Source organism: Streptomyces tauricus, assembly GCF_014650955.1.
Classification (GTDB): domain Bacteria; phylum Actinomycetota; class Actinomycetes; order Streptomycetales; family Streptomycetaceae; genus Streptomyces; species Streptomyces tauricus.
The window spans coordinates 274,623-297,012 of record NZ_BMVY01000001.1; the positions used below are offsets into that span (position 1 = coordinate 274,623).

A 22,390-nucleotide genomic window follows, 5' to 3' on the forward strand; every position below is an offset into this window, starting at 1 on the left:
CCGGGAGCGGCGGCTCGGTGCGCGTTCGGTGGGCGTTCGGTGGGCGGGGCTTCGGTGAACGGGCCTGCGGTGAACAGGGCTTCCGTGTACGGGACTTCAGCGGGCGAGGCGGGGCAGCAGCCGCTCCGCGTTGGCCGTGGTCAGGGAGCGCCAGGTGACGCCTTCACCCGAAGCCGAACCCGGCACCGAAGCCGAACCCGGGACCGGGACGGGGATCGGGACCGGGGCCGCGTCGACCGAGGCGACGTGCGCCTCGGCGGCGGCCGGCGGGGTCCAGCAGTAGTCGCTCCCGTACAGCAGCCGGTCGGGCTCGACCAGGCTCAGGAGCGCGGGGACCTGGCGGGGGAACGGGGTGCCGGCGAGGTCGTAGTACAGGCGGCGCAGTTGCGCGAGGGCGTCGGGCACGCCCTGGTCGTCGGGCATGAACAGCTTCATGAAGCCGTTGACGCGGTCCGCGAGCACGGGCAGGGCGCCGCCGCAGTGGGGGACGACGACCTTCAGGTCGGGGTGGCGTTCGAGGGTGCCCGCGAACAGCAGGTCCGTGACGGTCCGCGCGGTGTCGAAGACGAACTCCACCATGGGGCGCGGCCGTCCGAGCGCGGACTGCTCCCAGCACACCGGAGAGGTGGGGTGGAGGAAGACCACGGCGTCGCGCCGGGCGAGTTCGGCGAAGACCGGCTCCAGCCCCGCGTCACCGAGATAGACACCATGGGTGTTGGTCTCCAGGACCACCCCGTCGGCTCCGAGGGTGTCGAAGGCGTACGCGATCTCTTCGAGAGCCCCGTCGACGTCGGGCAGGGGCAGTGAGGCGAACAGGCCGAAGCGGCCCGGGTGTTCGCGGACCACGGCCGCGCTCTCCTCGTTGACCTCGCGCGCCAGGCGCCTGGCCGCGGCGTCGTCGCCGAAGTGCACCCCGGGGGAGGAGAGCGACAGCATCGCCGTGCCGATACCGCAGCGGTCCATCAGGTCCAGATGGGCGGCGGGCGACCAGGTGGGCCAGCCGGGCATGCCGTCGGGCAGCTCGTGTCCGGCGGCCCTGGCCCGGCGGACATAGGACTCGGTGACGAAGTGGGCGTGCACGTCGATGAGGCGCGGAGCTTCAGGGGCGGTCATGAGGGGGCTCCTGGGAGGTGGCGGACGAGGGCGCGGAGCCGGGGCCGGGGCTGTCGGCCTCGGAGGGCGCCGGACGGCGGCGGGAGGGCCGGTTGCGGACCGCGGTGACGATCCGCTCGCCCGCGACGATGCCCGCGAGCCCGGTCAGACCGAGCAGCGGAGGCGCGGGGGAGGGGACGGACAGGGCCCAGTAGACGGCGCCCATGAGGGCCCCGGCGACGAGGGCGAGGGCGGCGTGCCGCGTGAACTGTCCGGCTCGGACGATTCTCGGGCCGGACCCCGGGCCGGATCTCGGGCCGGTACTCGGGCCTGTCGTCGCAGCTGTCGCAGCCGTCGCAGTCGTCTCCGGGACGGACTCCGGGGCGTTCACAGCGCCGCCAGGAGGGCCTGGCCGAGCAGCATGCCCAGCAGGCCGAACAGTGCGATCGGGGGCGGCGCGGGGGACCTGACCCACATGACCGCGTAGAGAGCGCCGACGAGCAGCCCGGCCGCGAGCGCCTTGAGGTAGGGCATGCCGCTCATCCCTGGGTGCGCCACTGGTGGTCGGGCAGGAAGCGCACGTCGTACTGCTGGGGGACGGAGCCGAACTTGTGCCCCTCGGGCACGAAGGGCCGCTGCGGCAGACCGAGTTCCTCCGTGGGCGTGCCCAGGTTCTCGAAGAACCGCTCGAAGGTGCCGCCGGGGCCGGCCGCCACTCCGACGATGCGGCTGTGGTGCCGCTCGACGCGGTAGGCGTGCGGGCAGTTCTTGGGTACGAAGCCGAAGTCGCCGGAGGTCAGCAGCTTCTCGTACTGCTCGCCCGCGGTGTCCTCGACGAACAGACGTACCGCGCCGTCGGTGATGTAGAAGACCTCGTAGGTGTCCGGGTGCGAGTGGGCCGGGATGATGTCGCCCTTGGGGCCCTCGGCGGTGAAGAAGTTGAACGTGTTCTCGGTCTGCTCACCGCCCGCGTAGATGGTGAACAGGTCGCCGAACAGGTGGGCGCGGTCACCCATGCCCTTCTCGATGAAGTACGGCTTGCCCGGATCCGAGGGGATGCGTGAGACGGAGCGGTGGCGGGTGGCGAATTCAGCGGTCATGTTCTCTCCCGGGGTGGCTCACGGAGGACGTGGACGAATCCCTATGTCAGGTAGCCTGACATAGGGATTGGCTGCGTGGCAATCCCCCGACCTAAGCTCGGATCCCCTGTGCGTCTTTCTTGAGGAACCCATGAAGTCCGTTGGCACTCCCCTCCCGCAGCTGCTCCTCGACGCCCGCCGCTGGTTCGACGAGGCGCTGGTGGCGACGCTGGAGCAGGCGGGGATGGCGCCCATCTCCCCGACACAGGCACAGCTGTTCGCGGCGCTGGACGAGAAGGGCACCACGGTCTCCGAGCTGGCCCGGCGCATGGGGGTCACCCGGCAGACCGCGCATCAGGCCGTGCACAGCCTCATCGGCATGGGACTGCTCGAACAGGTCCCTGATCCCTCGTCCGCGCGTCGGCGGCTGATCCGCCGCACCGGCGAGGGCGCGGCGGCGCACCTCGAAGCCATCTCCGTCCTGGCGGCACTCGAGGACGAACTCGCGCTGCGCATCGGCCGGGGTTCCGTGGACTCCCTGCGCGCCGCGCTGGAGGCACCGCGGGGCGACCCGCCCACGCTGCGGATCAAGTCGGCGGGCGTACCGGGTTCGTAGGACACGACTCGGTAGTCAGGGACCTGGACGGGGGTCCCGCGGGGCTGCCGACTCGGTCGTGGCCCTGTCGGCAGCGCAGGACGAGCCGGCCCGGCGCCTGCAAGGCCGCACCCCGTTCGGTCGGTCAGTCGGTCAGTCGGAGCGCAGATTCTCCAGTGTCGACCGGGTGTCGGCCTTCACCCACCGCGAGACCTCGCCTATCTCGGGCGGTGACGTCGTCTCGTAGGAGGTCGTGTAGACGTTCCAGCTCATCTGGTACGTCATCCAGCCGTCGCGCACCGCCAGAATCACCGCCCGGCTGCCGCCGACCCCCGAACCGGACGTGGTGTCCTCGGTCACCAGATAGGCCTCGTCACCGAAACCGGACACCTTCGCCACCTCGTAGTCGTCGTAACGCTGGGCGTACTCGGACCACAGCGCGGTGAACTCGGCGGAGGGGTCGGTCTCCTTGTGGAGATCCATCTGTACGGAGAGGTAGGCGTCCGAGTAGGAGGAGGCCGAGGACTTCTTCAGCGAGATGCTGCAGTAGCTCTGGTCGATGGCCTTGTGCTTGAGCGCGTTGTGCGTGGGGGCGTCGTCCTCCTCGGTGTACTCGGTTCTGAGCGAGTCGTAGTCGACCGAGGAGCAGAGATTGGCCCTGGCCCGGTAGCCCGCCAGATCCGGATCGCCGTCGAGCGGACCGAGGAGGAAGAGCCCGCCGGCCCACAGGGTCGAGGCGACGACCGCGCCCACCGCCGCCCACAGCACCGCGCGCCCCGCGGTGCCCTTGCCGCCGGGCGGCGGGGGAGACCCCGGCGGCTGCCCGTACGGGTACGGGTGGGCCGGCGGATAGGCGGGAGGGGGCCCGTACCCGTAGCTGCCCGTCGGCTGTGTGCTCTGGTACGGGAGCATCGGGGGCTCGGGTCTGGGCGGCGAGGGTGGCGAGGACGGCGGATGTTGCGCCTGTGACTGGTGTGCCGGTGCCGGTGCCGGTGCCGGTGCCGGTGCCGATGCCGGTGTCTGCGTCTGCGCCTGTGCGTCCGTCTGCGACTGGGGCGCGGGTGAGAGCTGGTCCGCCGGCGGGGCGGTGGAGCCGGGGGCGGTGGGTGAGCCGGTCGTAGCCGTGGAGTCGGGTGCGGGTGACGCCTGCGGTTCGGGCTGTGCCGGGATGTCTTCGGGCCGGTTGTGCATCCTGTGCTCCTTCTCCGAAGGGCAGTTCTGCAGAAGCGACCTTCCCGCATCGGCCATCGCGTAGTCGTGGACCGGCTCGCACGGAACCCGGCGCGGGGGCCCGGCCGCACGGCCCCCGCCGCTCACCCGTCCATCCATCCGTCCGTCGATCCATCCGTGGGACATGACCGCCTCATGTCCGTCCTGAGGGGCGCGGACATGAGGCGGTCACCCGGTCACCCGCTCCCCGGTGACCCGCTCGGCCGAACGGACGGACAGCCGAACGATCGGCCGGACGGGTCCTAGCCGATGTCGAGGTCGAGGTTCGTCACGTACCAGGAGTCCTCGATCCTGCTGGACTGGATCTTGATGTTCAGCTGGTCCGCCGTCACTCCGGTGGAGTGGGACAGCACGATCTTGTCGAGGGTCTGCCCGTCGACGCTGATCTTGTCGGCCGGGAACTCGACGGTGTCGCCGGTGGCCGGAACCTCGGCGACCTCCACCTTCGGGTCCGCGGGGGGCGGCTCGGGGGTGAACGACTCACCGAGCTGTTCGACGGTCGCGTCGATCTGCTTCCGGTCGGTTGCGCCGTCGCCGCAGGTCTCCTCACTGCCGACCTTGGCGGGCGTCGAACCGTCGGCCGGTTCCGCCATCACCAGGCAGGCCTCCTTGGGCTGCTGCTTGATGACCGCGGCGACCCATGCGGCGACAGCTCCCTCGGCCGTGGACTGGTCGGCGGCCGAAGCCGGCGACGATGCCGAGGCGTCCGAGTCCGGCTTCTTCTCGGCTGCGGGCGAGCCGCTCGCGGACGACTTCTTGTCCGAGCCGGAGTCGGAGTCGCTCGAACAGCCCCCGAGAGCCACGACCGCCGCCAGCGCGGCTCCCGTGATCGAGCTGATCCGTCTCGCCCTCTGATCCACTAACACCACTTCAACTGCCTTTCCTGTGAACATGCATGTGCCTCAGCGGCCCCACGAGTCATCTCTCGTCGCAGTTCCGCGTCAAGCATCAAGACGGCGCGCGGAGCCGAGCGGTTCTCTTGTGAACCGCTCGGTATCGGCGGGGTGCCGGTCAGGCGAACTGCCACAGGTGGTCGTCGGTGCCGTTGTCCTCGAATTGGACGACATGGGCACTGTTCCGGGTGGACATGCCGTCCACTCCCAGGACCTTGCCGCTGTGTTTGTTGCGGATCAGGAACCAGCCGCTCCCCGCGTCGACGAAGGCCCACAGGTGGTCGTCGGTGCCGTTGTCCTCGTACTGGACGACGTGCGCGCTGTTCTGCGTGGACATGAGGTCGACGCCCAGGACCTTCCCGCTGTGGCCGTTGCGGATCAGGGACCACCCCTCGCCCCGGTCCAGGACCTGCCAGGCATGGTCCCCGGTCCCCGAGTTGTCGAACTGCACCACGTGGGCGCTGTTCCCGGTGGACATGCCGTCCACGGCGAGCACCTTCCCGCTGTGCTTGTTGCGGATCCGTCGGTACGGGGCCTCGGGCTGCCAGGGCGTGCCGTCGGGGGAGGCGGTCGGAAAGGACGCGATACGGAGCCGGGCCGCGCCCATGGGGATCAGCGTGACCCGCTCCACCGCACCCGCGGACCGGGCCGGGCTCTGCTGAAGTGGAGCCACCACGTGCTCGTCGTCGGCGATCCACTCCGGGACACGGCGTGCCTCCGCGGTGATCGACACGGGAACGGCCGACTGGGTGAACGGATTCGCGGCGACCGGCCCCGAAGCGCGGTGCACCGTCAGAGCCCCGCCGGGCACCAGGCCGTAGTTCCAGGGGCTCGTGGCATGGACCTCGTACTCGGGGAAGGTCGCGTCGCCGCCGTAGCGGACGTATCGCTCGCCGATGCGCAGCGCGTAGGCGAGCGGGCCGTGGGTGACGCCGACCGAGTCCCGGTTTCCGGACCAGGTGCGCACGGTCGTGCGCTGCGGCAGACGCAGGGAGACGCGGTCGCCGTCGGCCCAGGTGCGTTCCACCCGTACGAAAGCCGGTCCGCCGCGCGCCGGCACGCTCTTCCCGTTGACCTGGAGCCGGGGCGCCGCGCACCAGCCGGGTATCCGCAGCAGCAGCGGGAAGCGCACGGAACGCGGTGTCGTGACGACGAAGTCGACCGTCTCACCGAACGGGTAGTCGGTGGTCTCGGTGACGGTGACGTTCGTGCCCCCGGGCACCCGTGTCGTGACCTGGCAGGCCGCGTACATCGCCGCGGCGAGACCGCCGTCCGGGGTGCCGAGCCAGAGTTCCTCGGCGAAGTAGGGCCATCCCATGCCGTAGTTGTGCGGACAGCAGCGGTACTGGTCGATGCCGGGCTGGAAGGACTGCATGGCGAAGCCGTTCTGGAACTGCCCCTGCGTCTTGCGGGTGTTGTCCAGGTCGACACTGTTGGCGCTGGTCACGTAGTGCACGGCTCTGCCGTCGGGGTCCAGGGACGCGGGCAGCATGTTGAAGGCCAGCTCCTCGCACCGGTCGGCCCACAGCGGGTCTCCGGTGACGCGCGTGAGCAGTTCGTGGCTGGCCATGAACTCGACGACGCCGCAGGTCTCGAAGCCCTGCCGGGGATCGCCGAAACCGGGCCGGATGTTCTCGTCACCCGCGAAGCCACCACCGGCGAACTGGCCGTACGCGGCCAGCAGTTCCGTGTACGTGCGATAGCTGGCGCGGGTGTGCTCCGCCGAGCCGGAGCGCTGCGCGTACTGGGCCGGTTCGCGGAAACCCTGCGCGATGTTGACGTTGTGGGCGTTCGGCAGCGCACCGGTCCAGTCGGCGCCCCACATGTGCATCTTGTCGACCAGGTCGAGGAGGAAGGGCTCGGGCGTCCGCCGGTACAGCCACAGGGCGATGTCCATGCAGTCACCCCACCGCTGCGACACCCAGCTGGTGTCGAAGGCGCCCTTGCCCTGCGTGTTCATGTACCGCAGGAACCGGGTGAGGAAGGGGACGACACGGGTGTCACCGGTGAACTCCTCGAAGCTGCGCAGCGCCTGGAGGAGGGGGAGGAAGGGCCAGAAGTCGGGGCCGCCGTTGAGCGCGGTGCGCAGTGCGCGCGGTCCGAAGAAGCCGTCGCTCTGCTGGGTGGCGAGAATCGCGTCGATCCAGCGCCGCGACCGGTCCAGCGCGGCGGCGTCGCGGGTGGCGACGGCCAGCGGCACATAACCGCGCAGCCAGTACGGCAGCTCCTCCCAGGCGTTGTTCTCCGGGTGGACCCAGCCGCTCGTGGCGAAGTCCAGGAAGTGGGACTTCTCGGTGAGACGGCCGCACAGTCCGTCCAGTTGGAGCCGCAGCTGACCGGCGAGCCAGCCGCGCGGGACGATGCTGCCCGGTCGCAGCCGGAGGAAGGCGTCGGCGGCCACATCGGTCGCCCCGGCAGCGGACACCCGGGGTGCGGCGGCGACGGCTGCGGTGTTCATCAGGGGGGCGCCCGCACCGAGCGCGAGGCAGCCGGTGCGCAGCAGATGGCGTCTGTTGATCGGCATGTCACTGCTTCCTGTTGGGGGAGAGGAAGTGGTCACCGACGGCTGCCGTGCAGGACGGTCGGCCGTCGGCCGTGAGCGGCGGAACAGAGGCTGTACAACGTTGGAAACTTGGTGTGCGGCATCACAGCACGGCGTACGGCGGCTGTCCAGAGAAATGACAAGGACATGCCTGTCCCGTTGTGCCTGCGGGGCCGGGCGTGGCGGCGTATGGTTGACCCGCCTGTTCTGACGTGTGGACCTTCGGCCTCGGCGGCGAGCCGACCTCCTGCCGCCGGCCACCGCCATCACCGGGAGAGCCCATGGGTACCCAGTTCGAGGCCACTGTCGACATCGACCGCCCGATCGACGAGGTCTTCGCCTTCCTCGCCGACGGCACGAACGATCCGAAGTTCAGCCCCCGCGTGCAGAAGATCGAGAAGACGCCGGAAGGGCCGACGGCCGTCGGCACGATCTTTCGCAGCACGGTGAAGGACGCCGGCATGAAGACGGGCCGGGAGTTCGAGATCACCGAACTCGTCTCCCCGAGCAGGATCCGCTGGAGCGAGCGGTCACGGAACCTGGTCACCGCGGCCGACGGCGGTTACGACCTGGAGCCGACGCCGAGCGGCGGTACCCGCGTCCGTATCTTCAACGTGCTGGAGGGCCACGGCATCGGCAAGGTGCTGCTGCCTCTCGCGGGCGGCGCGGCACGCAAGGACGCCCCTGCTTTCGGCCAGCGGATCAAACGGGCCGTGGAGTCCTCCTGAGACCTGAGCCCTGTAGTCGGGGGCCTGGGCCTGGGGCCTGAGGTCGAACGGCCGCCCGTTCAGCAGGGCTGTCTGCCCAGCGTGCGCGCCAGTTCCGTCGTGGCGTGCGCGATCTCCGTGTCGTCCTCCGACACCAGCGCGTCGAGCGCGTCCCGGTGGGCATGGACGGCTTCGCGCGCCGCGCGCTCCCACGCGGCAGGGTTCTCGCGGTGGTTGAGCAGCTTCGGATAGGCGTCCGCGATGCTCTCCCACTGCCGGGTGTCGGCGATGTTCTTGAGCAACTGCAGGATCCGTGCCCGGCAGGTCACCTGGGGCAGCTGTGCGAGCTCCCAGAGGAAGGGGACCGTGGCGGCGGTCGCCTGCTCCACGACGAAGCCGTACTGGCAGACGCGTTCCCGCAGGTCCTTGAGTGCTGTCGCCGCGGTCTTTTCGTCACCCCAGGCGACACTGCTCAGGAGCAGGGGAATGGCGGTCGCGCGGCCCGTGGAGTCCCGCAGCTGGTCCCAGGGGACATGGCCCATGGCCGTCAGCGGTGTCGTGGACGACTTTCCCGTCCGGGCCAGTTCGTGCCCTCGCTGCCCGGTCCTCGGCTGCTGCGGCGGAACGCTACTCATGGCGTAAGGCCTTTCCGGCGTGTCGTATCGGTGGGATGGCCAGGGCGGCGGGTCCGTCCGGAGCCGGGGCCCGCGGGGGTGTACCGCGCCCCGGGCGTCGACGGATGTCCGCGATTCCCGGTACGGCGGCTCCGTCGGCCGTCGGAAGTGGTCGCGCCGGACGTCCGGTGAACCTGCCCCAGCCACCTGCCGGCGACGCGGTCGGCCGCGGCGACGGAGGCGCTGGACGCGCAGGTGACAACACGTCATCTCCCTGATGTGACGTCAGGACGCGATGTCCTGGCTGGGGTTGTCGGCGCTGCAGTTATTATCCACACTGAACACGGCCGTGTGCAATTGCACGCGAAATTGCGTGAACTTTGGCCGAAGACGTTAGGTCGAGGGCCGCCGGCTCGGCGCGATGCGGTGCGGGGCGGGAACGGGAACAGCAAGGAGATGCGGTGCCACAGGTGGAGAACGGGATACGGGCCAGCTCGCTGGACGTCAGCTGGACCAAGAGCCGCCACAGCAATGCGGAGGGGAACTGCGTGGAGGTCGCCCGCATCGACGGGGGCGTCGCCGTGCGCAACTCCCGGGATCCCGAGGGGCCCGCGCTCGTCTACACGTCCGCGGAGCTGGCGGCGTTCCTCGCGGGAGCCAAGGACGGTGAGTTCGACCATCTGCTGTGAGCCGCCGGGCACCGGCCCAACTCCGTGACCGCTGACGGGGGATGGGATGCCGCGCGGTCCGGTGCGATACTGTTGCCGTCCTTGTGCCTTGTGCCGGATCGCGGGGGAGTCGAAGATGGTCGCCGAGTCGCCGCGCGTCGCACGGCTCGAATCCTATCTGGAGCGGTCCGAACCGGCTCCGACTCTGCTGAAGATGCTGGTCGGCGTCCAGCTCTCGGGATTCCGGGAGGACGCCGGCCTCGCTCAGGACCAGGCCGCGCGCTCCCTGGGCTTCAGCGGCGCCAAGCTCTCACGCATCGAGTCGGGCAAGGGCCGCAAGCCTCCGACCGAGGCCGATGTACGCGCACTGCTACGGCTGTACGGCACCGACGAGTACGAAGCCTCGGTGCTCCTCAAGCTGCTGCACCGGGCCAACGAACCCGGCTGGTGGCAGCGTTACGACAAGCGCCTCATGCCCGAGTGGTTCGAGCGGCTGGTGGGCCTCCAGGAAGCGGCCGCCGCCATCCGGACCTTCGAGATCCAGTACGTACCCGGTCTGCTGCAGACGCCGGCCTACACCCGGGCCGTGGTGGAACGGGGCCTGCCGAACGCACCGGCAGCCGAGGTGCACCGTCGGGTCGAACTGCGGATGCGCCGCGCCCAGTTGCTGAACCGCGCGGACGCCCCGCAGCTGTGGGCGATCATCGACGAGTCCGTCCTGCTGCGTGTCCTGGGCAGCCGGGAAGCGATGCGCGAGCAGCTCGCCCACCTCATCGAGATGGCTCAACGGCCCCATGTGGTCCTGCAGATCGTGCCTCTGGACGTCACGAACGCCTCGGCGCCCGCCATACCGATCACCTATCTGCGGTTCGGCGGGCTCGACCTGCCGGACGTCGTCTACCTGGAACACATCAGAAGCGCCCACTTCCTCGAGGACCGCGACGAGACCGAGGAGTACCGGCTCACGCTCGACCGGCTGGCCGACGAGGCCCTGAAGCCTCGCGACTCCCTGCAGATGCTGCGGACCACGATGGAACAGCGCTACGGGCCCGAGTAACCGGCGATCCGGACCGCTGAGGAAGCCGGCCGGCCCGGGCCGCTGGGAAGCCGGCCCGGACCGCTGAGGGAGTCGGCCCGGTCCGTTAGGGGAGCCGGCCCAGGCCGCCGAACTCGATCCATTCCTGGGAGAGCTGCCGGGTCTCCACCTCGCTGTCGGGGCGCCAGGTGGAGACCTCCACCAGCCCCGGCTCCAGGATCTCCATGCCGTCGAACAGCGCCGCCACGTCCTTCTCCTGGCGTACGCGTCCCCAGTGGCCCTGCGTCGCCTTGTCCATGAAGTCGGTGACGAAGTCCCGGACCCCGGCGTCCTCGCTGACCAGCTGGCAGATCACCATGAAACTGCCCGGTGCGAGCCGCTCGGTCACGCGCCGCACCACGGCCTGCGGGCCGTCGGTGTCACTGTCGGGGATGCAGTGGAAGACCGAGTTGAACAGCGCGGCGACCGGCTGCGAGAAGTCGATCAGACGCCGGGTGTCGGGGTGGGAGAAGATCTCGTCGGTGTTGCGCAGGTCCGCGTGGATGACCGCGGTGCGGTCGTTCTGCTCCAGCAGCGCCCGGCCGTGCACGAGCACCATGGGGTCGTTGTCGACGTAGACCACGCGTGCGTCGGGGTCGATGCCCTGGGCGACCTGGTGCACGTTGTCCTGGGTGGGGAGACCGGATCCGTGGTCCAGGAACTGCCGGATCCCGTAGTCCGTCGCCAGTGTCCTGACGACCCGCTGCAGGAAGCGCCGGTTGTTGAGGGCAAGCCGCCGGGTGCTGGGGACGACCTTGTCGAGCTCTTCGCAGGCCTCGCGGTCCGCCGAGTAGTTGTCCTTGCCGCCCAGATAGTGGTCGTACATGCGGGCGGCCGTCGGAACAGTGGCGTCGATCTTCTTGGAGAGCGGCCTGTCGGTGTTCATGGTTCCCCCGGCTCGATCGGCACCAGCTGCATGCGTAACAGGATGTACATCTTAGGGAGTTGGCGTTCGCGGCGGCCAGCCTGTCACGAAACCGGCCCTTCGGATGGCGATGCGGTCAACTGTCCGACACGATCCGGCCTGCCCCGCCCCGTCCGCCCCTGCCGGTTCCGCCGCGGGAGCGCCACGGCGGGCGGGGATCAGGCCGCCGCCACGCTCGTGGTCAGTGCCTCACGCAGCCAGGAGTCCGCCCCGCCGAGGGTCGGACCGGGTGTCAACCGCGCCGCCAGGTGCCAGTAGCGGGCCATCACCGGGTGATCCGCCGCGGCGAGACGGACCGTGAGGGCGCGGCGGAACGCGGGGCTGTCCCGGGTGCCGGAGTCCCGGGCGTGGGCGGCGACGTAACAGTCCAGTGCCTCACCAGGGCCTGGGGCGCGGTCGGCCCGCAGGGCGGCGGCCACCAGGAGGTACGCCTCGTGCAGACCGTCGTAGAGCAGGTCCGGGTGCGCGGCGGTGGCGGGCCGGTGGGACGCGAGGCAGTGGTCGGTGGCGGCCGTCGCCAGGGCGTGGAGGCGGGCGAAGGCGAGGACCTCGTCCGGAGTCGGGTCGGCCGGGGGCTGTGGGACGGCCGCCTCGGTGACGGCGCCGCGCAGCCGGGCGGAGAGGCGGACCGGCAACACCCGGCGCCAGTAGTGCGCGAGGGCGGACGTGCTGGGCGGGACGCTGACCGCCCCGATCAGCTCCAGGCGCTCCGCGAGCCGCTCCGGGTCGCCGTCGCGCACCGCCCGCAGCGCGGCCTCGCGCCAGCGCAGGACGGCGAGTTCGCCGCCGAGGTCGGCCAACCGGCGTGCCACCACGGCCTCCAGCGTGTCGCCGCTGTCGAGGACACGCCCGATCTCCGGGACGGACACGCCCAGTGAGCGCAGCGCGCGGATCGTGCGCAGCCGCTCCGGCGCCTCGGGCCCGTAACGCCGGTGGCCGCCGCCGCTGCGCGAGGCTTCGGGCAGCAGGCCCCGGTCGGAGTAGAAGCGGACGGTCTTGACCGTCGTCCGCGCCTGCGCGGCGAGCTCGCCGATGCTCAGGGTGCCGTTGACGCCGCTCATGCCGTTCACGGCGCTCGTACCGCTCGTGCCGCTCGTGCCGTCGGGTGGCAAGGGTTGAACCTCCCTCAGGGGGAGTTCCTAGGTTAGCGAGGGCGGTTGCCGGCCAGAACGGTCGGTTGCCACGAACCCACCCTGGAGGTACCGATGTCCGTGTTCATCCTGGTCTCGGGCCCGTTCACCGACGGACGGATCTGGAGCGAAGTCGTCGGGCGGCTGCGGGAGGCGGGCGCGCAGGCGCACCCGGTGTCGCTGACCACGCAGCCCGAGGCCGATCCGGAGACGCATGTCGAGGACGTGGTCCGGCTGATCGATTCCCTCGATCCGACGGAGGAGGTGGTGCTGGTCGGCCACGACTACGCCATCCACCCCGTCCTGGGCGCGGCGGACCGCCGCCCCGAGCGGGTCGCACGGGTCGTGCATTTGGACGCCGGGATGCCGCAGGACGGCGACACGGCCCTCGCCCTGGTGCCGGACCCGTCGGTGCACGAACTGCTGCGCGCGGACGGCGATCCCGGGCCGGTCCCGCCGCCGGAGCCGGCGCGATGGCAGCGGTGGGGCAGCACGGAGGGCCTGTCGGCGCGGCACCTGGAACTGCTGAGCCGGCTGGCCGCCCCGCAGTCGGCGCGCACGCTGACGCGGCCACTGCGACTGACCGGCGCCGCCGGGGCCGTGCCCACCACCGGAATCCTGTGCACGGCCGGCGGGACGACCGTGGAACTGGTCGAGGCGCTGGTACGCACCGGCCCGCCGCACCTGCGGAAGCTGGCCGATCCGAGGGTGGGCTTCTTCGAACTGGCCACCGGTCACTGGCCGATGCTCTCCTGCCCGGACGAACTGGCCGGGGTTCTGCTCCGCGCCGCCGCCGACGAGGGGCGCCGGCTGACCGTGCCCGAGGAGGAGTCCTCGTACGGCCGGCCGTTTCTGCTCGACGCCCCGGAGCGCCCGCGCGTACGCAACGGGCGGGTGGACCTCCACCTGCCGGAAACTGGAACGGGAACGGAAGCGGAAACCGGAGAGGGAGAGGGCGCGGACGAGGGAGAGGGCGCGGGAGAGCGAGGGGGAGGGGCGCGAGGCCCCTGGCCCGCGGTGCTGTTCGTGCACGGCGGACCCGTGCCCGCGGATCTAGTCCCCGCGCCGCGCGACTCGCCGTTCTACCTCGGCTACGCCCGGTACACGGCGAGCCTCGGGGCGGTGGGTGCCGTCGTGGAGCACCGTCTGCACGGCATCACCGACTACGCGCGCGCGGCGGACGACGTGGCGGAGGCCGTCGAGCTGCTGCGGGCCGATCCCCGGGTGGACGCGGGGCGCATCGCCCTGTGGGTCTTCTCCGGTGCCGGACTGCTCGCCGCGGACTGGCTCGCCGCGCCGCCGCCGTGGCTGCGCTGCCTTGCCCTCACCTACCCGATCCTGGCCCCGCTGCCGGGCTGGGGTGTCGACCCCCGCTTCGGCCCGGTCGGCGCGCTCCGCACCGCCGCCGGGGCGCTGCCGCCCGTCGTCCTGACCCGGGCGGGCCTGGAGACGCCGCAGATCGCCGCCACAGTGCGGGAGTTCGTGACCGCGGCGACGGAGACGAAGGCCCCGGTCGAGATCATCGACGTCCCGCACGGCCGCCACGGCTTCGAGAGCGACGAACCGACGGACGAATCACGCGAGGCCGTGGTCCGGGCCGTGCGCACGGTGCTCGCACAGCTGGAACGGCTGTGGTGATTCGTCCCACGGTTCAGGGGCGGGGCCGGGTGGCGGTGTCGAGGTAGAAGGCGTCGATGCTCTGGACGGCCTGCTCGAACTCGTCGAGGTTGACGGGCTTCGTCACATACGCGTTGGCGTGGCTGCTGTACGCGCCTGTGACGTCGTCCGGGGCGGTGGACGTCGTGAGGACGACCACGGGGATCGTCTGCAGGTCGTCATCGCTCTTGAGGACCTTCAGCAGGTCGCGGCCGTTCATCCGCGGCATGTTCAGGTCGAGGACGATGAGGTCGGGGCGCGGGGTGCCCGGCGTCCGCAGGTGCTCCAGCGCGGCGACTCCGTCGGTGACCTGGACCAGGTTGCGGGCCCCGCGCTCGGAGAGGGCTTCTTCGATGAGCATGGCGTCGGCCATGTCGTCCTCGACGAGCAGGACGTCGAAGGGACGGGCGGGGGTGGTCATTTTCGGATGCTCCGTGGGTTTCTCGTGGGAGTGGTGGAAAAGCCCCGGCCAGCGGCGCCGGGCGCCCTGGCGGGTCATGCCGCAGGCGGCGCCGATCTGCGGGTATCCGGCGCCCGCGCGTGCGGCGGCCACCGCCGCCTCCTGCTGGAGCCGTTCGGTGGCCTGCTTGAGGTGATCCAGCACGTGGAGCAGGGCCAGAGCCTGTGCCGGGTCGTCCGATGCCGGGTGCGACGGGGCTTCCACCAGCCGACGGGCGAGGCGCTGCGCGAGATCGCCGACCGTCGCGTCCGCGATGGTCGCTGTCTCCTGCGGAGTGATCCGCAGTGCGAAGTCCTTGCCTGGCATACCCGGCACTCTAGGTCCAAGGGGAGCCCCGCGACAACAAGGGTTGTCGCCCTCTAAAGTGTGCTGGCCAAACAAGCAAGACGACAGTCAGAGCGAGGAGCCCACAGAATGACCGGCGATGAGAGGCAATCGCGTACGCGAGGGCTTTCCGCGTGGACTACCAGGCGGTGGCTTCGTGTAGGGGTGGCCGCGTCCCTGGTGGTTCTGGCCGTGCTCGGGACAGCGGGCGCCTACGTCCTGGGGCGGACCGAGACGCTCAGCAGCAACCTCGTGGACGTGCGCTCTCCCGCGCTGACCGTCTCCATACGCCTGGAAGCGGCCGTGCTCAACCAGGAGACCGGGATCCGCGGCTACGGACTCACCGGCACGAAGGCGTTCCTCACCCCCTACGAGGAGGGGGTCACCGAGCAGGAGACGAACCGCAAGCAGCTCGCCGGGCTGCTGCGGGGCGACGCCGCACGGCTGAAGGACCTGAAGACCGTGCAGGACGCCGTGACGAGGTGGCAGGAGAGGATCGCCCGGCCCGTCGCCGCCGAGCCGGCCGGTTCGCCCTCACCGCTGGCCACCGAACGGGCCGCGGAGGGCAAGGTGATCTTCGACGACGTACGCGCCGCCCTGAGCGGCCAGCAGGAGCGGCTGCGCGAGGACCGTGTCCATGCCAGGGACGACCTGATGTCCACGATGGCCCTGCGCAACTGGGTGTTCAGCGCCATCGCCGTACTCATCGTCCTCCTCACGGCGTTGATCTTCGAAGGGCTGCGGCGCGGCATCAACAGGCCCCTGGAGCAGCTCGGCGCGGACGCCCGTGCCGTCGCGGGCGGTGACTTCGAGCACCCCATCACCCCGACCGGCCCCGCGGATCTGCGCCGCCTCAGCAGCGAGATCGACTTCATGCGCCGGCGTCTCGTCCGGGAGCTGGCCGTCAGCGAGGAGACACGGCTACGTCTGAACGCGCAGACCGCCGACCTCCAGCGCTCCAACGCCGAACTGGAGCAGTTCGCGTACGTGGCCTCCCACGACCTCCAGGAGCCGCTGCGCAAGGTCTCCAGCTTCACCCAGCTCCTCCAGCGGCGCTACGGAGGGCAGCTCGACAGCCGGGCCGACCAGTACATCGACTTCGCGGTCGACGGGGCGAACCGCATGCAGATCCTCATCAACGACCTGCTCGACTTCTCCCGGGTCGGACGCCTGCACAACGCGCATCAGAGTGTCGACCTGGACGAGGTGCTGGAACGGACCCTGTCCACGATGAGCGTGGGCATCGAGGAGGCCGGGGCGACGATCACCCACGACCCGCTGCCGACCCTGGTCGCGGACCCCACCCAGCTGGGCATGCTCTGGCAGAACCTGATCGGCAACGCCGTCAAGTTCCGGCGCCCGGGCGAGACGCCGAAGATCCACGTCACGGCGGAGCGGGAAGGCGAGCTGTGGCGGTTCGCCGTCACCGACAACGGCATCGGCATCGCACCGGAGTACGCCGACAAGATCTTCGTGATCTTCCAGCGGCTGCACACCAAGGACACCTACTCGGGCAGCGGGATCGGCCTCGCGATGTGCAAGAAGATCGTCGAGTTCCACGGCGGCACCATCTCCGTCGACCCGGCCTACCACGACGGCGCCCGCATCGTCTTCACCCTCGCACCCCGGCCGCCGGAGAGCCCCGGCACGGACACCACGCCGGAAGCCACCCGCGCGGAGGCGGAGCAGGCGCGATGACCGGACAAACGACGGCCGCCCCGGGCGCGGCCTCCGACAACCCGATGTACCGCATTCTCCTGATCGAGGACGACCCGGGCGACGCGCTGCTCGTGGAGGAACTCCTGCACGACACCGGGCTGCGGTTCGCGCTGACGACCCGGACCACGCTGGCCGAGGCGCGCGCCGAACTGGCGGGCGGCCCGATCGACTGCATCTTCCTCGATCTCCACCTGCCCGACGTGTCGGGCATCGACGCTGTCACCGCGGTCCGCGGGCTCGCCCCGCACACCGCGGTGATCGTCCTGACCGGGCTGTCCGAGGACCGGGCGGGCACCGACGCCATGGCGGCCGGTGCCCAGGACTACCTCGTCAAGGGCAAGGTCGAACCGGACCTCCTGCAGAGGACGCTGCGCTACGCCGTCTACCGGAGCCAGACCGAACGAGCGAGCGCTGAGGCCCAGGCGGTTCAACTGCGAGCGGAGGAGAACGCCCGTCTGGAACGGGGTCTGCTGCCGCAGCCGATCCTCGACACCTCCACGGTCAGAGTGACCTCCCGTTATCTGCCCGGCGCCACGATGGCCCTGCTCGGCGGTGACTTCCTCGATGTGGTCGAAGGGGACGACGGGCTGCTGCACGCCGTGGTCGGAGACGTCAGCGGCCACGGCCCCGACGCCGCCGCACTCGGTGTCTGCCTGCGGATAGCCTGGCGCTCCCTCGTACTCGGCGGGCACCGCGGGGACGACCTGCTGCACCTGATGGAACGCATCCTCATCGCCGAACGCGGCAACCAGCAGCTGTTCGCCACGTGCACGCTGCTCACCCTCGACCAGGAGGCCGCCACCGCGACCCTCCACCTCGCCGGCCACCATGAACCCCTCCTCACCGCACCCGAGGGGACCTGGGAGGTGACCGCCGCCCACGGCATCGCGCTGGGCATCGTCCCCGGCGTCCACAGCTGGCCCTCCACGGTCGTCCCGCTCCCGGCCGCCGGAGCCCTGACGCTCTACACCGACGGCCTCACCGAAGGACACAACGGGACGAAGGAGGAGCGGCTCGGCGTCGAGGGGCTGCTCGCGCTGATACAGAAACTGCCGTCGGCGGACCCGGCCGCCCACGTCGACCTCCTCATCAAGGAGACCCATGCGCTGAACGCCGGCCGGCACTCCGACGACCTGGCCGTGCTCCGCCTCGACTGGGGCAGCCGGCCCGCTCGTCCCTGAGCTCCGGCGACGGCCCCCGCCCGCCCGGAAACCCTTGTCCGGCGGGCGAGTTCACCCGGGCGGGTTGTTTGCGCGGCGGGTGGGACCGGTCGGCGCATGGGCGCCGGACGGGCGGGGAGAAACGGATTGCGCGCATGTGTCCCCGTTCCTCCGTCCCAAGGAGCCGGTCTGTGCCCGACATCGTCTTCACCGCCGATTTCAGTTCGCGAAGGCAGTGGGTGGCCGGCCGCTCCTGGGCCTATCCCGAGGGCGGCCCGGTCAATCCGACCGACAACAAGCTGGACTACCTGGTCCCCGACCCGGCGTACTCCCGCACCGGCACGTTCCGCGCCACGCGCCGCAAGGACGGCCTGTGGAGTGCGGGCCTGCTCACCACCGAGGGCAGCGAGGACGACTTCATGGTGCGCGCGGGGGACGTACTGGAGACACGCGTGCGGCTGCCCGTCGAGGTAGGGGCCTGGCCGGCCATCTGGACCTGGCGGGACGGGGGCCAGGAGATCGACGTGTTCGAGTACCACCCGGACAACCCCGACCTGCTGGAGTTCTCCAACCATGTGCGCGGCGGGCATCTCTACCACCACGACGAAGCCGTGCGTCCCGGCGGCCATGTCGACCTGCGGGTGGAGTTCGGGGCCCGCTCGGTGGTCTGGTGGCTGAACGGCACGCGGATCTTCGCCGACGGCCGAGGCGTGGGAAGGAACTGGCACGCCTACCTCATCGTCAACCTGTCGGTGAGTGCCGGGCGGTACCACCCTCGCCCCGAATCCGGGACCAAGGAGATGTCGTACGTGGTGGAGAGTCTGGTCGTGCGCCGTCCGGCCGCGGTGCCGTCCCGGACGGCCGGGACGGCCGAAGCGCCCCCGTGAGGGCAGAGGAGGGCGGGGGACGGCGGCCCGGCCGAGGGTGCCGTCCCCCGCGTGCGGTCAGGGCGCCCAGGGTGTCTCGACGGCCCAGGTGGTGTCCTCGGTGAAGGAGGCGGGGTTGTCCCAGGCGTGGGAGCCGCCCGGGGTGGCCAGCCACAACTCGGCGTTGTAGTGCCGCAGATACTGCTCGGGGAAGTTGGAGGCCGACAGCCGGATGCCGCCGCCCGCGCCGCGCACGGCACAGAAGGTCGCGTCGGCCTGGAACACGGCCCCGCTGCCCGACTCCTTGTAGACGCGGTACTCGCGGTGACGCAGGTACTGGCCGGGGTAGTTGCGCGACTCGAAGGAGTAGCAGGCGCTGTTGGCGAGGCCCGGTACGACCTTCCAGGTGGCGTCGTTCTTGAGGAGGGCTGCGCTGTTCGCGTCGACCACGTCGGTGTAGGCGGCCCCGTCGCGGTGGCGCAGATAGCGGTTCGTGTAGCCGGGGGTGGTCACCCGCAGGGACCTGTACTGGTTCGAGGGCAGGACCACGGGGGTGGTCGGGGTCCGGGAGGTGTCGATGAGGGCGCGGTTGGCGGCCTGGACGCGGGCCGCGTCGACCTTGACGACCTGCCGGTCATAGGTGAGGAGGCCGTTGGCCTCGTTCTCCACGTCGGTGATCTCGGTGTAGACGGAGGCCGAGAGCCCGGCGGGCATCCGCACCTCGCGCAGCGCGTCGAGGAGTCCGACCAGCCGGTTGTTCAGATGCGCCTGGTCCGGCTGGTCCTCGTAGCTGAAGCCGCCGCCCGGATACCACTCGTGACCGGCGACCTTGAAGCCCAGACCGCCGTACTCACCGAGGACGGCGGCGCGGGTGGCACTGGGCACGGTCGTGCCGGGACCGACGTAGACATGGTGGTCCAGGACATCGCCGTTGCCGCCGTCGACCGCGCCGCAGCAGTTGACGCCGCTCATGTTGTTCACCAGCCGCGAGGGGTCGTACGCCTTCACATGGTCGGCGATGCGGGCCTGGTCGTACTGCCCCCAGCCCTCGTTCTGATTGACCCACATCACCACGGACGGTGAGCTGCGGTGCTGGTCGATGATGCGGTCGTACTCGGCCTCCCACTGGGTGCGGGCGGCGCTGTCGGGGGTGCGGGTGTCCATGGAGGGCATGTCCTGCCAGACCAGCAGCCCCAGCCGGTCCGCCCAGTAGAACCACCGCTGCGGCTCGACCTTGATGTGCTTGCGCACCATGTTGAAGCCGAGGTCCTTGTGCTTCTGCAGGTCGTACTTGAGGGCGTCGTCGGTCGGCGCGGTGTAGATGCCGTCCGGCCAGTAGCCCTGGTCGAGGGTGCCGGTCTGGAAGACGAACTTCCCGTTGAGGACGGGACGCAGGACGCCGTCCACCCGCGAGACGCCCACGGAACGCATGCCGCTGTAGCCGCCCACGGAGTCGACGACGGCCGAACCGGAGAGCAGCTCTGCCTTCACGTCGTACAGGAACGGATCCTCGGGGGTCCACAGCCGCGGGTTCGGGATCGGTACGGTGATCGTGCCGCCGACCGCGCCGGTCGCGGCGCCCACTGTGGTCGAGCCCGAGGACACGGTCACCCGGGCGCTCTGCCCGGAGACGCCGGCGCCCCGGACAGTGACCTTCAGGGTGTTGTTGGTGAGGTCGGGGACCATGTCGAGGCGGGTGATGTGCGCGGTCGCCGTCGGCTCCAGCCACACCGTCTGCCAGATGCCGGAGGCCGCGGTGTAGAAGATGCCGCCTCCCGGGTGCGGGGTCACGTCGTTGATGCGCTGCTTGCCGACCGCCCCGATGCCCGTCTGGCTGGGGTCCCAGACGGACACGACGACGGTGTTGGTGCCGCCGTTGAGCAGCCCGGTGATGTCGTACGAGAAGGAGTCGTAGCCCCCGCTGTGCGTGGCGCCGGCCTGGCTGCCGTTCACCCAGACCGTCGTACGCCAGTCGCTGGCGCCGAAGTTGAGCTGGACGCGGCGGCCGTTCCAGCCCGCCGGGACCGTGAAGGTGCGCTTGTACCAGAGCTTGTCGTTCTGGGTGATCTTGCGCTGGATCCCGGAGAGCGCGGACTCGGCGACGAACGGCACCCGGATCTGCTCGGAGAACGAGGCGGGCTGGCCCGCGTCCGCCGAGGTGACCGCGAAGTCCCAGATGCCGTTGAGATTGGCCCAGTCGGGACGGGTGAGCTGCGGGCGCGGGTACTCCGGCAGTGGACTGTCGACCGATACCTGGTTGGTCCACGGGGTGGTCATGGGGGAGGGCTTGGGTGTCCACGCGGCCGGGGCGGCCTGCACGGTGCCCGTGGCGGTCAGGGCGGCCGTGCAGACCAACGCGAGGGTGGCGAGCACGGTGGTGATCCGCCTCGCCCGCTGTCTCAGCCAGAGTGCCCGGGGGCGCGGGGCCGGGGTGGTGCTGCGCATCGTGACTCCTTGGGTGTCGGGGGCAAGGACGTGCACGTACGGAGAGAAGGCTGGCGGCTCGGCGGCTCAGCCTGTACAACGTTGGAAAGGGCGGTAGTTGGCATGACAGCACGACACCGAAGCTCTGTACAGGTACATGACAAGAACAATTGGGCGAGCACACACCGCACCGCCCCTGGGCCGCGCCGGGCCCAGGGGTCGCGCGCGCCGGTCAGAAGGGGCGGTCGCCCGCGATGGCGACGCGTTCCGCCACGCGACGGTGCGTGCCGTAGTCGTTCACCGCGTAGTGCTGGGTGGCACGGTTGTCCCAGAAGGCGATGTCCCCGGCCTGCCAGCGGAAGCGCACCTGGTACTCCGGAACGTGCGCCTGCTGCACGAGGTGGCGCAGCAACTGGTCGCTCTCCTCGCGGGCCAGGCCGGTGATCCGGGTGGTGAAGGAGGTGTTGACGAACAGCAGCTTCCTGCCCGTCTCCGGATGCGTGCGGACGACCGGGTGCTCCACCGGCGGGAAGGCGTCCTGGTACGGGGCGAGCCGTTCGGGACCGTAGAAGCGGGCGAAGCCGGGGATGAAGTCGTGCACGGCGGTGGCCCCGTCGATACGGTCCTTCACCTCCGGCGAGAGGTTGTCGTACGCGGCGGCCATGTCCGCCCACATGGTGTCTCCGCCGAAGGGCGGCACCTCGCGCAGCTGGAGCACGGCACCGAGCGCGGGCCGCTCACGGAAGGTGACGTCCGCGTGCCACACGTTCTCGAAGGTCGGTGTGGCCCCGGCCCCCTTGTCGAAGCGCACCACGTCGGCGCTGGAGCCGCGGGCGAGCAGGGGGTTGGTCTCCAGCTCACCCCAGTTGCGGGCGAAGCCGCTCTGCTGCTCGGACGTGAGGTGCTGGGCGCGGAAGAAGAGCACCTTCCACTCCAGCAGCGCCCGGTTGAGCTCCTCGCGCAGGGCGGGGTCCAGCGGACGCGACAGGTCGACGCCGCGGATCTCGGCCCCGATCGTGCGCGCCTGGGGTATCAGCTCGAAGAGGTCGTAGGGACGGGCGGGCAGGCCCTCGGGCAGGCGCCGCAGCTCACGGGCGCCTTCGTAGATGCCGCCCGTCGGCACGTGTGCTTCGCGCAGTGGCGGCACGTCCGTCTGCGGAATGGTGACCGTCATGAAGATGCTCCTCGTTCGCATGGCTCGATGGCCGTCGGGCGGCAGGCACGGGGCGTG

21 protein-coding genes are annotated in these 22,390 nt (G+C 70.6%); 8 read left to right on the plus strand and 13 right to left on the minus strand.

Annotation, left to right across the window (positions count from 1 at the left end):
* Window positions 1-96: 96 nt before the first annotated feature.
* Genes IE278_RS01070 through IE278_RS01085 form a run of 4 tightly spaced genes read right to left on the minus strand, consistent with a single transcriptional unit; the run spans window position 97 to window position 2,192 of the window.
* Window positions 97-1,113 (minus strand): amidohydrolase family protein, encoded by a 1,017-nt coding sequence (locus IE278_RS01070; RefSeq protein WP_189767751.1) that lies wholly within the window; start codon window positions 1,111-1,113, stop codon window positions 97-99.
* Window positions 1,100-1,483 carry a XapX domain-containing protein gene (locus IE278_RS42865; RefSeq protein ID WP_265647253.1) on the minus strand — a complete coding sequence of 128 codons (384 nt, stop codon included), beginning with the start codon at window positions 1,481-1,483 and terminating at the stop codon, window positions 1,100-1,102. Before IE278_RS42865 ends, IE278_RS01070 begins: the two co-directional genes overlap by 14 nt.
* Window positions 1,480-1,626, minus strand: a complete 147-nt coding sequence (locus IE278_RS01080; protein WP_189767753.1) for a DUF1427 family protein — start codon at window positions 1,624-1,626, stop codon at window positions 1,480-1,482. Before IE278_RS01080 ends, IE278_RS42865 begins: the two co-directional genes overlap by 4 nt.
* A 5-nt stretch (window positions 1,627-1,631) precedes the next feature.
* On the minus strand, window positions 1,632-2,192 hold the full coding sequence (locus IE278_RS01085) for a quercetin 2,3-dioxygenase (protein ID WP_189767756.1): 561 nt from the start codon (window positions 2,190-2,192) through the stop codon (window positions 1,632-1,634).
* 130 nt (window positions 2,193-2,322) lie between these two features.
* On the opposite strand from IE278_RS01085, the gene IE278_RS01090 reads away from it, so the two are divergent.
* Window positions 2,323-2,787 carry a MarR family winged helix-turn-helix transcriptional regulator gene (locus IE278_RS01090; protein WP_189767758.1) on the plus strand — a complete coding sequence of 155 codons (465 nt, stop codon included), beginning with the start codon at window positions 2,323-2,325 and terminating at the stop codon, window positions 2,785-2,787.
* Between the two features lie 132 nt (window positions 2,788-2,919).
* Here IE278_RS01090 and IE278_RS01095 read toward each other — a convergent pair whose 3' ends face one another.
* From IE278_RS01095 to IE278_RS01105, 3 genes are all read right to left on the minus strand, one after another.
* Window positions 2,920-3,957: a hypothetical protein gene (locus IE278_RS01095; protein ID WP_189767760.1), complete on the minus strand. Its 1,038-nt coding sequence runs from the start codon at window positions 3,955-3,957 to the stop codon at window positions 2,920-2,922.
* 281 nt (window positions 3,958-4,238) lie between these two features.
* Window positions 4,239-4,856, minus strand: coding sequence for a hypothetical protein (locus tag IE278_RS01100; protein ID WP_189767762.1), 618 nt, complete (start codon window positions 4,854-4,856; stop codon window positions 4,239-4,241).
* A 151-nt stretch (window positions 4,857-5,007) separates the two neighbouring features.
* The gene (locus IE278_RS01105; protein ID WP_189767765.1) at window positions 5,008-7,413 is read right to left on the minus strand and encodes a beta-L-arabinofuranosidase domain-containing protein; all 2,406 of its coding nucleotides are present in this window, start codon (window positions 7,411-7,413) and stop codon (window positions 5,008-5,010) included.
* A 299-nt stretch (window positions 7,414-7,712) separates the two neighbouring features.
* Here IE278_RS01105 and IE278_RS01110 point away from each other — a divergent pair, with 299 nt between their 5' ends.
* Complete coding sequence (locus IE278_RS01110; RefSeq protein ID WP_189767767.1) at window positions 7,713-8,159, plus strand: SRPBCC family protein; 447 nt, start codon at window positions 7,713-7,715, stop codon at window positions 8,157-8,159.
* Window positions 8,160-8,218: 59 nt separating this feature from the next.
* Here IE278_RS01110 and IE278_RS01115 read toward each other — a convergent pair whose 3' ends face one another.
* Window positions 8,219-8,773, minus strand: a complete 555-nt coding sequence (locus IE278_RS01115) for a hypothetical protein (RefSeq protein WP_189767769.1) — start codon at window positions 8,771-8,773, stop codon at window positions 8,219-8,221.
* Between the two features lie 440 nt (window positions 8,774-9,213).
* Between IE278_RS01115 and IE278_RS01120 the strand changes: the two genes are divergently transcribed.
* Complete coding sequence (locus IE278_RS01120) at window positions 9,214-9,441, plus strand: DUF397 domain-containing protein (RefSeq protein ID WP_189767770.1); 228 nt, start codon at window positions 9,214-9,216, stop codon at window positions 9,439-9,441.
* Between the two features lie 115 nt (window positions 9,442-9,556).
* Window positions 9,557-10,477 (plus strand): helix-turn-helix domain-containing protein, encoded by a 921-nt coding sequence (locus tag IE278_RS01125; RefSeq protein WP_189767772.1) that lies wholly within the window; start codon window positions 9,557-9,559, stop codon window positions 10,475-10,477.
* Window positions 10,478-10,562: 85 nt separating this feature from the next.
* Here the strand turns inward: IE278_RS01125 and IE278_RS01130 are convergent, their stop codons facing one another.
* Window positions 10,563-11,381, minus strand: coding sequence for an SAM-dependent methyltransferase (locus tag IE278_RS01130; protein ID WP_189767775.1), 819 nt, complete (start codon window positions 11,379-11,381; stop codon window positions 10,563-10,565).
* 197 nt (window positions 11,382-11,578) lie between these two features.
* Window positions 11,579-12,532, minus strand: coding sequence for a MerR family transcriptional regulator (locus IE278_RS01135; RefSeq protein WP_308434870.1), 954 nt, complete (start codon window positions 12,530-12,532; stop codon window positions 11,579-11,581).
* A 93-nt stretch (window positions 12,533-12,625) separates the two neighbouring features.
* Between IE278_RS01135 and IE278_RS01140 the strand changes: the two genes are divergently transcribed.
* Window positions 12,626-14,188, plus strand: coding sequence for an alpha/beta hydrolase (locus IE278_RS01140; protein WP_189767777.1), 1,563 nt, complete (start codon window positions 12,626-12,628; stop codon window positions 14,186-14,188).
* Between the two features lie 13 nt (window positions 14,189-14,201).
* On the opposite strand, the gene IE278_RS01145 is transcribed toward IE278_RS01140, so the two are convergent.
* On the minus strand, window positions 14,202-14,972 hold the full coding sequence (locus IE278_RS01145) for a response regulator (RefSeq protein WP_189767779.1): 771 nt from the start codon (window positions 14,970-14,972) through the stop codon (window positions 14,202-14,204).
* Window positions 14,973-15,080: 108 nt separating this feature from the next.
* Between IE278_RS01145 and IE278_RS01150 the strand changes: the two genes are divergently transcribed.
* The 3 genes from IE278_RS01150 (at window position 15,081) to IE278_RS01160 (ending at window position 18,756) form a co-directional block, all read left to right on the plus strand.
* A complete protein-coding gene (locus tag IE278_RS01150) occupies window positions 15,081-16,688 on the plus strand; it encodes a sensor histidine kinase (RefSeq protein ID WP_189767781.1) in 1,608 nt (535 codons plus the stop codon).
* Entirely contained in the window at window positions 16,685-17,890 is a 1,206-nt protein-coding gene (locus tag IE278_RS01155) for a PP2C family protein-serine/threonine phosphatase (protein WP_189767784.1), read from the plus strand. The genes IE278_RS01150 and IE278_RS01155 overlap by 4 nt, the downstream gene beginning before the upstream one ends.
* Before the next feature lie 134 nt (window positions 17,891-18,024).
* Window positions 18,025-18,756, plus strand: coding sequence for a LamG domain-containing protein (locus IE278_RS01160; RefSeq protein ID WP_189767786.1), 732 nt, complete (start codon window positions 18,025-18,027; stop codon window positions 18,754-18,756).
* Window positions 18,757-18,813: 57 nt separating this feature from the next.
* On the opposite strand, the gene IE278_RS01165 is transcribed toward IE278_RS01160, so the two are convergent.
* A complete protein-coding gene (locus IE278_RS01165; protein WP_189767788.1) occupies window positions 18,814-21,180 on the minus strand; it encodes an AbfB domain-containing protein in 2,367 nt (788 codons plus the stop codon).
* A 211-nt stretch (window positions 21,181-21,391) separates the two neighbouring features.
* Window positions 21,392-22,333, minus strand: a complete 942-nt coding sequence (locus tag IE278_RS01170; RefSeq protein ID WP_189767790.1) for a TauD/TfdA dioxygenase family protein — start codon at window positions 22,331-22,333, stop codon at window positions 21,392-21,394.
* Between the last annotated feature and the right edge of the window lie 57 nt (window positions 22,334-22,390).

Coding starts and splice junctions, on each gene's coding strand:
- IE278_RS01070 (WP_189767751.1), bottom strand. CDS start 1,113: ATGACCGCCCCTGAAGCTCCGCGCCTCATCGACGTGCACGCCCACTTC.
- IE278_RS01080 (WP_189767753.1), bottom strand. CDS start 1,626: ATGCCCTACCTCAAGGCGCTCGCGGCCGGGCTGCTCGTCGGCGCTCTC.
- IE278_RS01085 (WP_189767756.1), bottom strand. CDS start 2,192: ATGACCGCTGAATTCGCCACCCGCCACCGCTCCGTCTCACGCATCCCC.
- IE278_RS01090 (WP_189767758.1), top strand. CDS start 2,323: ATGAAGTCCGTTGGCACTCCCCTCCCGCAGCTGCTCCTCGACGCCCGC.
- IE278_RS01095 (WP_189767760.1), bottom strand. CDS start 3,957: ATGCACAACCGGCCCGAAGACATCCCGGCACAGCCCGAACCGCAGGCG.
- IE278_RS01105 (WP_189767765.1), bottom strand. CDS start 7,413: ATGCCGATCAACAGACGCCATCTGCTGCGCACCGGCTGCCTCGCGCTC.
- IE278_RS01110 (WP_189767767.1), top strand. CDS start 7,713: ATGGGTACCCAGTTCGAGGCCACTGTCGACATCGACCGCCCGATCGAC.
- IE278_RS01115 (WP_189767769.1), bottom strand. CDS start 8,773: ATGAGTAGCGTTCCGCCGCAGCAGCCGAGGACCGGGCAGCGAGGGCAC.
- IE278_RS01125 (WP_189767772.1), top strand. CDS start 9,557: ATGGTCGCCGAGTCGCCGCGCGTCGCACGGCTCGAATCCTATCTGGAG.
- IE278_RS01130 (WP_189767775.1), bottom strand. CDS start 11,381: ATGAACACCGACAGGCCGCTCTCCAAGAAGATCGACGCCACTGTTCCG.
- IE278_RS01140 (WP_189767777.1), top strand. CDS start 12,626: ATGTCCGTGTTCATCCTGGTCTCGGGCCCGTTCACCGACGGACGGATC.
- IE278_RS01145 (WP_189767779.1), bottom strand. CDS start 14,972: ATGCCAGGCAAGGACTTCGCACTGCGGATCACTCCGCAGGAGACAGCG.
- IE278_RS01150 (WP_189767781.1), top strand. CDS start 15,081: ATGACCGGCGATGAGAGGCAATCGCGTACGCGAGGGCTTTCCGCGTGG.
- IE278_RS01155 (WP_189767784.1), top strand. CDS start 16,685: ATGACCGGACAAACGACGGCCGCCCCGGGCGCGGCCTCCGACAACCCG.
- IE278_RS01160 (WP_189767786.1), top strand. CDS start 18,025: ATGTGTCCCCGTTCCTCCGTCCCAAGGAGCCGGTCTGTGCCCGACATC.
- IE278_RS01165 (WP_189767788.1), bottom strand. CDS start 21,180: ATGCGCAGCACCACCCCGGCCCCGCGCCCCCGGGCACTCTGGCTGAGA.
- IE278_RS01170 (WP_189767790.1), bottom strand. CDS start 22,333: ATGACGGTCACCATTCCGCAGACGGACGTGCCGCCACTGCGCGAAGCA.